The organism is Aliterella atlantica CENA595 (genome assembly GCF_000952155.1).
Taxonomy (GTDB): domain Bacteria; phylum Cyanobacteriota; class Cyanobacteriia; order Cyanobacteriales; family Chroococcidiopsidaceae; genus Aliterella; species Aliterella atlantica.
Window position 1 is genome coordinate 1 of sequence record NZ_JYON01000048.1, and the last position, 12795, is coordinate 12795.

The 12795-nt window shown below is 42.5% G+C and carries 13 protein-coding genes; 2 read left to right on the forward strand and 11 right to left on the reverse strand.

From position 1 onward, the window contains the following. Window positions 1–313: 313 nt before the first annotated feature. The 9 genes from UH38_RS24195 to rppA form a co-directional block, all read right to left on the reverse strand. Window positions 314–871, reverse strand: coding sequence for a pentapeptide repeat-containing protein (locus tag UH38_RS24195; RefSeq protein WP_045057278.1), 558 nt, complete (start codon window positions 869–871; stop codon window positions 314–316). Window positions 872–1020: 149 nt separating this feature from the next. Next, the gene (locus UH38_RS24200; RefSeq protein ID WP_045057279.1) at window positions 1021–3660 is read right to left on the reverse strand and encodes an MGH1-like glycoside hydrolase domain-containing protein; all 2640 of its coding nucleotides are present in this window, start codon (window positions 3658–3660) and stop codon (window positions 1021–1023) included. Window positions 3661–3690: 30 nt separating this feature from the next. Beyond that, on the reverse strand, window positions 3691–4500 hold the full coding sequence (locus tag UH38_RS24205) for an SDR family oxidoreductase (RefSeq protein ID WP_045057280.1): 810 nt from the start codon (window positions 4498–4500) through the stop codon (window positions 3691–3693). A 60-nt stretch (window positions 4501–4560) separates the two neighbouring features. After that, window positions 4561–5157 (reverse strand): fasciclin domain-containing protein, encoded by a 597-nt coding sequence (locus UH38_RS24210; RefSeq protein WP_045057281.1) that lies wholly within the window; start codon window positions 5155–5157, stop codon window positions 4561–4563. Window positions 5158–5176: 19 nt separating this feature from the next. Continuing rightward, the gene (locus tag UH38_RS24215; RefSeq protein WP_045057282.1) at window positions 5177–5779 is read right to left on the reverse strand and encodes an SAM-dependent methyltransferase; all 603 of its coding nucleotides are present in this window, start codon (window positions 5777–5779) and stop codon (window positions 5177–5179) included. Between the two features lie 31 nt (window positions 5780–5810). Then, window positions 5811–6209, reverse strand: a complete 399-nt coding sequence (locus UH38_RS24220) for a NirD/YgiW/YdeI family stress tolerance protein (RefSeq protein ID WP_045057283.1) — start codon at window positions 6207–6209, stop codon at window positions 5811–5813. Window positions 6210–6283: 74 nt separating this feature from the next. Beyond that, a complete protein-coding gene (locus UH38_RS24225; RefSeq protein WP_045057284.1) occupies window positions 6284–6856 on the reverse strand; it encodes a hypothetical protein in 573 nt (190 codons plus the stop codon). Window positions 6857–7097: 241 nt separating this feature from the next. Then, a complete protein-coding gene (locus UH38_RS24230) occupies window positions 7098–8363 on the reverse strand; it encodes a sensor histidine kinase (protein WP_045057285.1) in 1266 nt (421 codons plus the stop codon). 40 nt (window positions 8364–8403) lie between these two features. Then, the gene (gene rppA, locus UH38_RS24235) at window positions 8404–9108 is read right to left on the reverse strand and encodes a two-component system response regulator RppA (protein ID WP_045057286.1); all 705 of its coding nucleotides are present in this window, start codon (window positions 9106–9108) and stop codon (window positions 8404–8406) included. A 162-nt stretch (window positions 9109–9270) separates the two neighbouring features. Between rppA and UH38_RS24240 the strand changes: the two genes are divergently transcribed. Together UH38_RS24240 and UH38_RS24245 are read left to right on the forward strand one after the other, a co-directional pair. Then, the gene (locus UH38_RS24240; protein WP_045057287.1) at window positions 9271–9870 is read left to right on the forward strand and encodes a hypothetical protein; all 600 of its coding nucleotides are present in this window, start codon (window positions 9271–9273) and stop codon (window positions 9868–9870) included. Continuing rightward, window positions 9871–11259, forward strand: a complete 1389-nt coding sequence (locus UH38_RS24245; RefSeq protein ID WP_200892612.1) for a glycoside hydrolase 100 family protein — start codon at window positions 9871–9873, stop codon at window positions 11257–11259. A 69-nt stretch (window positions 11260–11328) separates the two neighbouring features. On the opposite strand, the gene UH38_RS24250 is transcribed toward UH38_RS24245, so the two are convergent. Further along, window positions 11329–12171 (reverse strand): DUF2382 domain-containing protein, encoded by an 843-nt coding sequence (locus tag UH38_RS24250; protein ID WP_045057288.1) that lies wholly within the window; start codon window positions 12169–12171, stop codon window positions 11329–11331. A 130-nt stretch (window positions 12172–12301) separates the two neighbouring features. Then, on the reverse strand, window positions 12302–12691 hold the full coding sequence (locus tag UH38_RS24255; protein WP_045057289.1) for a hypothetical protein: 390 nt from the start codon (window positions 12689–12691) through the stop codon (window positions 12302–12304). Window positions 12692–12795: the final 104 nt, after the last annotated feature.

Genomic DNA, 12795 nt, shown 5'->3' on the forward strand with positions numbered 1-12795 from the left:
CGCCTTGTTTTACTGCCTCAATCGCTTTGCAGCGCAGGTCATAACTGTAGGGGGCTGGCATAGTTACTCCTGAACTTTCCTCTACCTCTACAATAACGTCCTAACCCAATTGATTAAGGCTATACCACTAACTGTAGTTGTCAAGATATGGTTAGAGGAAGTATTGATTAAAGATGTTATGGATAAATGGAATCAAACGCCTACGCAAAAGCTTTCTTAGCAAAATACAACAAAGGCATATTCGTGTTTGTTGCCTCCAAAATAGGTATTTACGCAGCGCTGTCTGATATTAATAACAGACAGCGCTCAGTAGCTAATTAGTTCTGTTTATACCGATTGCATCTTCTAGATCGGCTCCTTGCAAATTTGCTCTAGTTGTATTTGCTCCTGTGAGATTTGCTTCTTCTAAGTCTGCTCTTTGCAGGCTTGCTCCTTGCAAGTTTGCTCTTTGCAAGTTTGCTTTTCCTAAGTCTGCATCAATTAAATTAGCTGATTGCAAATTGGCTTCCTGTAAATTCGCTTCGTCTAAATCGGCATTTTGTAAGTTTGCTCCTTGCAAATTGGCTCCTTGTAAATTCGCTTCATCTAAATCGGCATTTTGTAGGTTTGCACCCTTCAAGTTTGCTCCTCGCAAATCTGCTTTATCCAAGTCTGCACCACTTAAATTACACCCAGCACATTCTTTAGTATCTAGTAAGCGTCTAAGCTCCGTAGATGCAGCCGGAGCGGAGGTAGATTGTGGAGTTGCAGAAGGTGTTGACGACTGAGCTTTAGCTATATGCTGATTTAAAAAGCTATAGGTAGTTGTTAGTGATAAAAATACTGCAATTGCTGACCAGTAATATAATTGGTTTGAAACTTTTCTGTTCATTTTCATCTCCTCTTTACCTGTTAGAACAACATATTGTTCTTTGTTCAAATGTTTATAACTATCATTGTTTAATACGTGTTTTTAGGTATCTATCACAAGTAATAACAAGATAAAGGTACTTGCAAATATCAAAATTATTAAGACATATTTTATTTATAAAATTTTTCACTATCATGAATTAATTGGGCAATTAGACCAGTCCATCCAGTTTGATGATTAGCACCTAGTCCTGAACCATTATCGCCATGAAAATGCTCGTAAAAAAGTATTAATTCGCGCCAGTGAGGGTCGTGTTGAAACTGCTGTACTTTGCCATGTATTGGTCTTTGACCTTGCAAATTTTGCAGGAAAAGTTGCATTAATCTTTGCGATAACTCAGTTGCAACTTCGGCTAAAGTCATTTGTTGACCAGAACCAGTTGGACATTCAACTTTAAAATCATCACCTAAGTAGCGATGAAACTTTTGCAGCGATTCAATAATGAGATAATTTACAGGAAACCAAATAGGACCGCGCCAATTTGAGTTGCCGCCAAACATTCCGGTTGTAGATTCAGCGGGTTCGTACTGCACGCGATGTTGGTATCCATCTACCGTAAAAGTATATGGATTTGCTTCGTGGAACTTAGAAACAGAGCGAATACCATAAGAACTCAAAAATTCTGTTTCGTCTAGCATTTTATGCAAAATTTTTCTCAGCTTTTGCGGATTGACAAGAGCAAGTAATCTACATTCCCCTGTACCATTTTCCATACAAGCAATATTGCGCGTCAGGTGAGGACGATTATTAACAAACCACTCGAACCGCTTTTTAAAACCTGGAAAAGCATCAACAATTTCTGCTTCTAGAGTTTCTACAGCAAAAAGTGGGATAAGTCCTACCATCGAACGGACTTTTAAATGCAAGCGATCGCCATGCGGAAAATGCAATACATCATAATAAAAGCTGTCGGCTTCATCCCACAAATTTAGTTGAGTATTGCCAATGTGGTTGGTGGCATCAGCAATATGCAAAAAGTGTTCAAAAAACTTGCTGGCAATATCTTCATAAGGCGGATTATCTTTAGCTAATTCAAGAGCGATCGCCAGCATACTCAAACAATACATTGCCATCCAGCTAGTACCGTCTGATTGCTCGATATATCCGCCTGTTGGCAATTTGGCGCTGCGATCGAAAATGCCAATATTATCCAACCCCAAAAAACCACCTTGAAAGACATTATTGCCGTCCATGTCTTTGCGGTTCACCCACCAAGTAAAATTTAGGAGTAACTTCTGAAACACACGTTCCAAGAAGTCTGTATCGGCGCGATCGTACATCTGTTTTTCTATTTGATACACGCGCCAAGTTGCCCAAGCTTCTACTGGGGGATTGACATCGCTAAAATGCCATTCATAAGCTGGAATTTGCCCGTTGGGATGCATATACCATTCCCGCGTCAACCGATCTAATTGGCGTTTGGCAAAATCTGGATCGATTGTCGCTAAAGGAATAGTATGAAAAGCTAAATCCCAGGCAGCAAACCAAGGAAATTCCCATTTATCCGGCATAGAAAGGATGTCATCGTTAAATAAATGCGTCCAATCTGCATTTCTGGCATATTTGCGTTGCGGTGGTGGTTGCTTTGGATCTCCTTTTAGCCAATCTTCCACAACATAGTGATAAAACTGCTTAGTCCATAACATACCCGCAAATGCTTGCCTTTGCACGTTTTGAACATCTGCTGAGGTTGAAGTAGGAGTAATTCGTTGATAAAACTCATCTGCTTCTTGTTTGCGAGTCTGCAAGATTGAGTCGAAATCAGCAAATGGTTGAGTCAACTTACCCATGTCGCTAAGTCGGAGGCGGACTACTTTTTCTTGTCCTCCACCAATACTTAATGAGTAATGACAAGCTGCTTTAGTGCCTACTTGCTGCGGATTAACAGCTTCTTGGTTGCCATCAACGATGTAATCGTTAATTCCGTCTTTGACATAGGCAGAATTATTATTGACTCCAAATAACTTTTGCTGGTTAGTCTCGTTTTCTGTAAATAACAACTTGCAAGAGTCTTGCAAGTACAACCATCTGCTACCCAAAGTTGGATGATTAGCTTCAATAGCACAAGCTAAAACATCGGGTTGCATTACCTGCAAAAAGGGCTTTTCCTGACCTTCCTCCCAAGACCAAGTATTGCGAAACCACAGAGTAGGTAATAGATGAAGGGTTTTTTCCTCAGAACTGCGATTGATAATTGTAATTTGAATATAAATGTCTTCAGGGGAGTTTTTGGCATACTCCACAAATACATCAAAATAGCGATTGCCCTCAAATACTCCAGTATCGAGCAATTCATACTCTGGATCTGCATATCCTCGATGCTGGTTCTCTGCTACTAATTGAGAGTAGGGAAAAGCAGCTTGGGGATATTTATAGAGATACTTCATGTAAGCATGGCTGGGGGTGTTGTCTAGATAGAAGTAGCATTCCTTGACATCTTCCCCATGATTGCCTTCAGGTCCGCTTAACCCAAATAGTCTTTCTTTGAGAATCGGATCTTCACCATTCCACAAAGCGATCGCAAAACACAGTCTTTGGTGATTGTCAGAAATGCCAGCAATCCCATCTTCCCCCCAACGATAGGCGCGAGAACGGGCGTGTTCGTGGGGGAAATAGTCCCAGGCAGTGCCGTAAGGGCTATAATCTTCGCGGACTGTACCCCACTGCCTTTCGCTTAAATAAGGACCCCATCTGCGCCAGTAAGCTTGGCGGGTGCGATTTTCTTGCAGTCTTTTTTCTTCTGCGGTCATATTTATCTTTCCTCAGATGGGGTAATACAGTTAGGCTGACCAAGCTTCGCGAAAATCGGCGTAAAGCGTTAAGCCGCCATCTACAAACAGCGTTTGTCCTGTAATATAAGCAGCTTCATCAGAAGCCAAAAAGGCGACGGCGGCTGCCATTTCTTCAGAAGTTCCGGCGCGACTCATGGGAATATGGCTTTCCACAACTGCTTTTTTTTCTGGGTTATCTACCCAATCTTGGTTAATCGGCGTAATTGTCGCCCCTGGCGCTACAGCATTAACTCTAATGCCACGACCAGCATATTCTAGGGCGAGAGTTTTAGTTAAGTTTTCCATCCCGCCTTTGCTAATAGAGTAGCTAACATACATGGGGCGCGGGATAATCTCGTGAACGCTAGAGATATTGATAATTACGCCCTGACGGTTCTGCGCTAGTTGGTGCTTGATAGTCTCGCGGGCGCACAAGAAAGCACCCCGCAAGTTTACTGACAGTACGCGATCGAAGTCTTGCGTGTCTATTTCGTGGGAGGAGCATTCTGTCTGAATTCCAGCATTGTTAATCAACAGATCGATACTGCCAAATTGTTCAACTACGGTATTTACCATCCTGATAATGTCTTCTTCTTTGGAGACATCGCCTTGAACTGGCAAAGACTTCACACCACAGTTGTCAATATCGCCACAAGCCTTTTGCATTGCCATCTCTTCGGTGTCTTCTACATCCTCTACGCTTTTGCGATAGTTGATGGCTATATTGCATCCCTCTTGAGCAAGCCGGATCGCGATCGCTTGCCCAATCCCAGAAGTTGCACCTGTAATCAGGGCATTTTTGCCTTTGAGTCCCTTCATGTCGTTCCTGCATCACTTATGGATACTTTTTAGGATATAAGCAATCGTTCAGCGACCGATTTATATTTCAAAGTTGGGAGGCAATATTACTCTATCGACAATGTGGACAACTCCATTACTTGCTGGAATATCTGCTTGGACGACTGTAGCTTCATTAACCCGCACTTGATTGGCTGCTTGGTCAACCTGGACGTTGACATTTGCACCTTCAACGGTTCTTACTTCTCCTGATGACAATTGGTTAGCAGCCAATTGACCAGGGACTACGTGATAAGACAAAATCTGTGCCAGCTTTTGGCGATTTTCTGGTTGCAGCAAGCGTTGACGAGTTTGAGCAGGTAGTGCCGCAAATGCCTCATTTGTCGGCGCAAAAACTGTAAAAGGTTCGTCTCTATTTAACACTTCATCTAACTGTGTTTCATCAATTGCTGAAGCCAGGGTAGATAAAGAATTATTAGCTTCTACTACGTCAACCACGCGATTGTCATCTGCATCAGCAATCGGGGCTGAAGGCGATGCCAAAGGAGGTTGTACAGCTTCCGGTGCAGGTTGAGTAGTGTTAGGAATCTGTGCTTGTGGAGTACAAGCAGCGATCGCTGGAAAAATTAGTAAACCTGCTGCTAGTCCAGCAAATTTTGTTTTTGTTTGCACGTTCATTAGTTTTATCCTCAATTATTTACTGCGAATTTTCAGGAACAACCCAGTAGTAAATAGTGCTACCAGCTATTTTTTCTACCCGTTGTGGCTGCCAATCTCCCATATTGAAAGCGTGAGAGATAACGCGCGTACCAGGTTTGAGTTCTTTGAGCAACTTAGGGCGGAGCCTCAAATTCACTTCAGGTAACATATAGAGAGTAACTACTGTAGCCTCGCTAAAATCGGTCTGGAACAGGTCTTGTTGGCGAAACTCTACTAATTCAGTTACGCCTGCTTGTCGCGCATTAGTGTTGGCTTCTGCAATCCGTTGTGGATTAATATCTATACCTACCCCGCGCGTACCAAATTTTTGGGCTGCGGTGATGACGATTCTGCCGTCACCACTGCCAAGATCGTACAAAACATCGTTTTTGTTGACATCAGCGATCGCTAGCATCTGGTTGACAACTATTTGCGGAGTGGGGACGTAAGGTACGTCCGGTCGGCGTTGTGGGCTTTGAATGCTATTGGAAGTTGCTGGGGTTTGGGGATCGAACTGGCGCTCTTGCGTACATCCGGCGATCGCTAAACTATTAACACTTGCACCTGCAACCAGCAATTTCAGGAGGTTTCGTAGCTGCATATCGTTGTCTCTCGGCAATAATGGTGCTAGGTTATCCTTTTGGTGGTTTGGGGCGATCGCGATTGGGACCTCCAGCCCAAGGCGGCGGACCTTCAGATGGACGAATTTCAATTACAGCACCATTAGCGCGGTTAATAGTAAAGGCATCAAATTCGCCGCTTTTTTTGCTTATTTCGCCTGTAATGGTAACTTCTTCGCCAGGTTTAATGTCAAGTTCCCGCCACCAGCGCGGTCCAGCATCGACTACGATCTCCCCAGAGCCATCGTTGAGTGTAAAGTCGTTACCGACAACACTAATTACTTTGCCAGAAATAGTAGTGCCTCTAGCACGTTGTTGCAACTCGTTAATTCTAGTTTGCGCTTCTACTACAACCGGAAATGTAGGAATAGCGATCGCTGCTAAGGTTAAGCAGATAATTAAGCGTTGCATATTGGCTGACCTCTAAATATCTACTACTTATTCCAGTGTTCAAAGTAAAAGTGATGAGAATGTGACAAGAGCAATTAGAAATTGTAGCCCGCACCAATTACTACCCCAACGCTGGTGCGATCGAAGAAACCAGCATGAACCGCGCCTGTGGCTGTAATTCGCTCGGCTACAGGTACGTCTACCCCAGCAGTTAGTAATGGTCCGACATCGCTGTTACTACCTGTTGCGATCGCTATCCCCCCGCCTACGTAGGGAGCGGCTGTAACTGTAGTTGCAACTGCATCTCTTGGGCGCAAATTAAAGTCATAGGTGACAGGTACGAGAACGGTAGTATCGTCGCCAATTACGACTGTTGGACGTGCTGATAAAGTTTCTGTAAAGCCAATTTTGCTGATAACAGTAAAGTTGCCAATTCCCAAAGCTGTTTCGCCACCAGATAAACCAATGTTTCCGGCTACACCAACATAGCTAGAACCGCCGCGAGTTGCTCTACCTGGCTCGATTGTCGGAGTTTGAGCTACTTCGTTTGCTTGCGTGTTGCTAAGATCGGCAGCAGTTTGGGCTTGAACTGAATTTGTGCTAGCGATCGCTGTTAATGTAGCAATCCCAAGGATGACGGAAGTTTTTTGCAATAATTTGGTATTCATGTCTTAGCTCCTAAGAAAATTTAGCAGGACTGGCAAAAAATACTTACTAATGTTTTTTTGCAGGCAATTATCACCTTCAAGCAGCTAATTCTTAACAGTAAATAATATATTTATTCCCTAAGACAGAGCCAATTTGGTAATTTTATAAGGAATATCTGCTATTATTAGCACCAAGGTTTCAGTCTATTCTGCTATTTTTATTTTTGTCGATAAAAGTGATAAGAAAATGACACTTAGTTATTTAATTGCTATTTGTTAGCGGCAGTCTGATTTCAAAAGTTGAACCTTGCCCAACTATGCTACCAACGCTAGTTTCGCCGCCATGAGCTTGAACTATTTGCTGGACGATCGCCAGCCCCAAACCAAAGCCACCAGTTTTGCGCGCTCGCTTTTTGTCCACGCGATAAAAGCGTTCAAAAATATGCGGTAAATCTTGCGGTGGAATACCAATGCCACTATCTTTAACTTGAATTATTGCTAAATGCGATCGCTTCAAAAGCCGTAATTCTACTGTGCCACCAATAGGAGTATATTTACAAGCATTATTGAGCAAATTAGTTACCGCTTGATACAACAAATCTGGATTAGCTTCTACCTTGAGCGATTGTGGTGGTACAGCAATTTTAATTAAATGCTCTGAAACTGGGCTGATGTAGTTATCTGCTAATTCCTGCAGCCACATTGTCAGATCGATATGAGTTAAAAATTCCCTAGCTAAAGCTTCCTCGTGTCGGGCGAGAAATAATAGCTGCCCAATTAGAGTTTCCATTGATTTTGCCACCTTAACAATCTTCTCAAAGCGGAGAATTTGGCTCTGGCGATCGCTAGATTTGGAAATTATCCCGACTTGGGCATTACTTATCACCGCTGATAGTGGGGCGCGTAATTCGTGGGAAGCATCAGCAGTAAAGCGTTGCAATCGAGTGTAAGATTGCTGAATCGGCTGCATAGCAAGTCCGCCGAGAAACCAACCAGCTAAACCTATAAATCCTAAAGTTACTGGTACTGCTAACAGCAAAATTATTCTTAACTGAGCTAAATTCTGTTGAGTAGATGTTAGCGAAGTAGCAACTTGCAAGTACCCAATTAATAAACCATCTTCATAGACAGGCAAAGTTACTTGACGCAGCCAAACAGACTTAGTGCTAATTGTGTGAAATCCAGGACTTACAAGTAGCTGTGGCGATGGCGTAGTTCCGAAAAATTGGAATAATTGGCGTTGTTCGTCGTACCAACGGGCATAAACAATTTCCGTACCAATTGGCGGAGTATTAACGCCTACAAGCGGTACATTTTCCAAATTTACTTGCCCGCTTAACCGATCGTATTCGGCATTTACCGCCATTACTCTAGTTTTTTTGTAGAGTAAGCGATCGGTATCTTCTAGCTCTTCTAAGATTGTTAGGTAATAAATTGCGCCTGCAAAGACAACCAAAATACTCCCCATCGTCAAGGCAAACCAGAAAGCAAGATCGATTCGACTGCGAGTAAATTGGCGATTGAACATAACTTCACTAGCGACAAAGGTTAAAAGGGATAGGGAAGCTTCAACCCTTAATTTTCTCTTTCTCTGCAGGGCTGTCGATCGGCTTAAGACGGTAGCCCATACCATATATAGTTTCAATCCAATCTGCTGCATCAACTAACTGCAAGCGTTGTCGCAACCGTCGCATGAGGGCGCTGATTGCATTGCTTTCAGGCTCATTGCCCCATGCCCACAAAGCTTGTTCGATTTGTTCGCGAGTTAAGACTTGATTGGGATGGCGCAGAAAGTATTCTAATAAATTAAATTCGCGCGGTGCTAATTCCACAGTTGCGCGATCGCGCGTCACGGTAAGAGTAGTCAAACATAGTTGCAAGTCTGCTACTTGCAGGATATCTCCTTGCCATAAAGGCGATCGCCTACCCAATGCCCGCACCCGCGCCAACAGTTCTAAAACATCGGTAGGTTTGACTAAATAATCATCCGCCCCAGCATCTAAACCGACAATCTTATCTGATGTAGTGTCTTTGGCAGTAAGCATTAATATTGGTGCAGTTTTACCTGCTTGTCTGTACTGACGACACAGCGATACACCACTAACTTCTGGTAGCAGCCAATCTAAAATCAATAAATCGTAGCTTTTTTGAGATATTAACCATTGGGCTGTTTCTCCATCTTCAACACCATCTACAATATGCCCTGCTTCGCTCAAGGCTGCGTGTAGAGGTTCTAGTTGTTCTAGATCGTCTTCTACTAATAAAATTCTCATAATACTTACTTATCAAGATTGGGCAATAAAAACTTGCTTTACTTATAAATAAGGGTAGAAAAACTGATACAGCCGCATATCTTCCACCAGTTAGATTCTATTTTCGTGGATTTTTGTAAAGTATGGTCAGAAACCTAAAAATGCGGGTGCAATTACCCACCTATGTTTTCATCTTGCTGGTTGCTCAAATCGCCTAGTCTGAGGTTGAGTTTTTTATTGCTACTACCGCTACTTTTAATAGCCTTCGGGCTTTGTGGCGAGCAGCTAACCAATCAAGTATTAAGTCGTTCTTATATTGCTTTAGATAAATTGCAAGCAGAAAATCCGCATCCGCAAGGACGATTAAATATTGCAGGGGTAGTAAATCAACTTGATATCGAGCAAGAGCCAGAGATAACTCAAGTTGAAGTTTATACAGCAAACTCTGTAGTTAAAAAACTAGAATTTGAGTTGGCGATCGCCCAAGTAAGTACAGCAAAAGCTATCCTAGCTCAAAAATTAGGACTATCTGCCCAAGAAATGCAAGTAGGTACGCAATTAAACAAGCAGCTAGAGTTTAACGTGCAAGGAATTCTAGCTGAGATTGAAAAAGAACGGGGTTATACCAAAGTTGAGATAAAAACTACCAACTCCGCACTTAAAAACGTGGAATTGACATTACCCACAACCGAATTAAGTGCAGTAGAAACTGCAATCGCGCAAGAATTAGGGCTATCGCGTCAAGAGGCAAAAATGTTAGTCAGCTATAGGATAAAAAATTAAATGAGTAATGCGGAAATTATTGCTGAAGCTTGGCAGGCTTTAGAAAAATCCATTTTCTACATGGACGGTAAGCCAGTCGGAACAGTAGCCGCCCACGACCCAGAATTAGATGCTCTCAATTACGACCAGTGTTTTGTGCGCGATTTTGTGCCTTCGGCTTTGGCTTTTTTAATGAAAGGCGAAGCAGAAATTGTCCGCAATTTTTTACAGACAACTTTAACTTTGCAAAGTCACGATCCGCACATGGATTGTTTTCAACCAGGCGCGGGATTGATGCCAGCTAGCTTTAAAGTGGAATTTATTGATGGTAAGGAGATATTGACAGGTGATTTTGGCGAATATGCGATCGCTAGAGTTCCCCCTGTTGATTCATCTTTATGGTGGCTAATCCTGCTGCGGGCTTATGTAAAAGCGACTGGCGATCTTGCTTTTGCTCGTCAAAGCGAATTTCAACAAGGAATTAAACTAATTTTGGACTTGTGCTTGATTCCTCGCTTTGAGATGTATCCGACAATGCTCGTTCCTGACGGCGCTTTCATGATTGACCGTCGCATGGGTGTATATGGATATCCCTTAGAAATTCAGGTGTTATTTTATGGCGCTCTGCGATCCGCTCAAGAGCTATTAATTCCTGAAAATGGTGGCAAACAGTATTTATATGACGTAAAGCAGCGTATAGCTACGTTAGGGTATCACGTGCGCGAATATTACTGGCTTGACCTGCAACGTCTCAATGAAATTTACCGCTACAAAGAAGAAGAATTTGGCAAAGAGGTGGCTAACAAATTCAACATTTATTCTGAATCAATTCCTTTGTGGTTAACCGAATGGTTGCCAGAAACAGGCGGCTACTTGGCGGGTAACTTAGGACCAGGAAGAATAGATTTTCGATTTTTTGCCTTGGGCAACTTGATGGCTATTTTAGTTTCGTTAGCCAGCGAGAAAGAATCGCAACAAATAATGGATTTATTTGCCCATCGCTGGCACGATTTGATCGGCTATATGCCTGTGAAAATTTGTTTTCCGGCTGTAGAAGGCTTAGAGTGGCGAATTGTTACTGGCTGCGACCCTAAAAATATTCCTTGGTCTTATCATAATGGTGGCAATTGGCCCGTTTTATTGTGGATGTTTGCCGCCGCCGCTCAAAAGTCAGGTCGAAAAGAACTGGCAGAAAAAGCGATCGCAATTGCCCAGCAACGTCTGAGTGTAGATAAATGGGCAGAGTATTACGACAGTAAAAACGGGCGCTTAATTGGTAAGGAAGCTAGGACGCTGCAAACCTGGACGATAGCAGGTTTTCTCGTAGCGCAACAATTGATGGATAATCCAGCTTATCTAGAACTAATTAGCTTTGAGGAAAATGCCGAGCAAATTAAATGCGCTGTTTAAGCAAAAATACAGGTGAATTTTTACTTCACCTGTATTAAATAATTTAGCTAAAAGAGCAAATCCTTTAACTTAAGTTGAACGATCTTGAGTATCTATATCTAACTCTTCGCGCCTGATTGTTTCTTGAGCGTTAACTGTGTCTTGTTCTACTTCTTTCCTGATTCTGACTTCTTCGCGCAAAACTGCTTCTTTGCGAATGTCAGGAGTCTCTTCGTAGATATCCATACGAGCAACTTCACCTTCTGTAAATGTTGCTTCTCCTGGTGCTACTGGTCTTCCTGGATTGGTAGGCGTTACTCTCTCGACAATTACTTGCTCTTTTTCTATCGGAATTGAAACTCGTTCTGTTTCTGTTTCAACGTGCTTGCCGATCGCAACTTCCCCTGCTTTGCGCCGAGTTTTATTGGCAACTAGCCGTTCTTCGTACAGTTTGAGCGTTTGGTGATCTTGCTGATTCATCTCGTACAGAGATGGTTCTTGCTGGTAGTTGTAGCTAGAGCGATCGTAGTCGCTAGTTTGGGTAGTAGCTGGTATCGGCGGTACATCTACTGATGAGCGATCGCGATATACTCCTCTAACGTTCTCCTCATAATCGTCATCGATTTTGAGGTCATCGGTAAATTCAGGTAGTTGTTCAGCTTGCTCTTTTGTCAAGCCTACAGCATAGATCCGGCGCTGATTTTGGTCGATGCGAGAGCGTCCCATCGGTAGTAATACCTGCTTGCCAAATACCCAAAAACCCGTATCAACTACTAAGTAACGAAAATGACCTGCTTCATCTACTAAAATATTCTTGACGCTGCCAATCTTTTCGTTGGATCTATCTGCGTATACATCGTAGCCTTTGATGTCATCGCGATCGAAAGAATCTTGATAGTCTGCATCGAAATCTTCAAGCTTGTAAAGAACCATGAGCTTTAAATCCTCTTCTTTAACACTGCTTATTTACAAGCCTAAAGCTCTAGACAATTAATTCATCTGACTATCGAAATACCTCATATTGTAGATTTAAGTAGCAATCGCCCTTTAACTAAATAACGATTTAGTATCGCACACTAGGGAAAAAGGCTAGATCTAATACTTCGCCAAACAGCAAGCCCAAGCCAGCAGTAAGTGTTAAGAAAAACAACTGCTGAGATTTATTAAATCCATTGATACCCATTTCTACTTGAGCAAAAAATGTAGTTATAAACGGTACGACAATAAATGCAAAAGATGTAGACCAGGTTATTGCCAAAGCTACCGAGAGGCTAAAAATTAAACTCACAGTAATAACTACAAATAGCCCTTGAGAACCCAGGTTAGATAATTGCTTTAGCAGCGGACTACTTTTCCAAACTATAGCTTTAGCTATAAATACTACAAAAGCACCCACCAACCAAGCAACATGGTGAGCGGATAAATACCACCCTAAGAGCCTGTTTCTAAACAATTATGAATGGTTCGGTTTCAGCTTCGCCAAGCGACGCAACATGGTGTGAATCATTGCGCCATAAATCATTGCCTCACTCATTTCCACTAGCAGCTCATAGTCCT

Bases quoted from the DNA above. Each gene is read 5' to 3' on its own strand.
- UH38_RS24195 (WP_045057278.1), bottom strand. From the start codon at position 871: ATGAACAGAAAAGTTTCAAACCAATTATATTACTGGTCAGCAATTGCA.
- UH38_RS24200 (WP_045057279.1), bottom strand. From the start codon at position 3,660: ATGACCGCAGAAGAAAAAAGACTGCAAGAAAATCGCACCCGCCAAGCT.
- UH38_RS24205 (WP_045057280.1), bottom strand. From the start codon at position 4,500: ATGAAGGGACTCAAAGGCAAAAATGCCCTGATTACAGGTGCAACTTCT.
- UH38_RS24210 (WP_045057281.1), bottom strand. From the start codon at position 5,157: ATGAACGTGCAAACAAAAACAAAATTTGCTGGACTAGCAGCAGGTTTA.
- UH38_RS24215 (WP_045057282.1), bottom strand. From the start codon at position 5,779: ATGCAGCTACGAAACCTCCTGAAATTGCTGGTTGCAGGTGCAAGTGTT.
- UH38_RS24220 (WP_045057283.1), bottom strand. From the start codon at position 6,209: ATGCAACGCTTAATTATCTGCTTAACCTTAGCAGCGATCGCTATTCCT.
- UH38_RS24225 (WP_045057284.1), bottom strand. From the start codon at position 6,856: ATGAATACCAAATTATTGCAAAAAACTTCCGTCATCCTTGGGATTGCT.
- UH38_RS24230 (WP_045057285.1), bottom strand. From the start codon at position 8,363: ATGTTCAATCGCCAATTTACTCGCAGTCGAATCGATCTTGCTTTCTGG.
- rppA (WP_045057286.1), bottom strand. From the start codon at position 9,108: ATGAGAATTTTATTAGTAGAAGACGATCTAGAACAACTAGAACCTCTA.
- UH38_RS24240 (WP_045057287.1), top strand. From the start codon at position 9,271: ATGTTTTCATCTTGCTGGTTGCTCAAATCGCCTAGTCTGAGGTTGAGT.
- UH38_RS24245 (WP_200892612.1), top strand. From the start codon at position 9,871: ATGAGTAATGCGGAAATTATTGCTGAAGCTTGGCAGGCTTTAGAAAAA.
- UH38_RS24250 (WP_045057288.1), bottom strand. From the start codon at position 12,171: ATGGTTCTTTACAAGCTTGAAGATTTCGATGCAGACTATCAAGATTCT.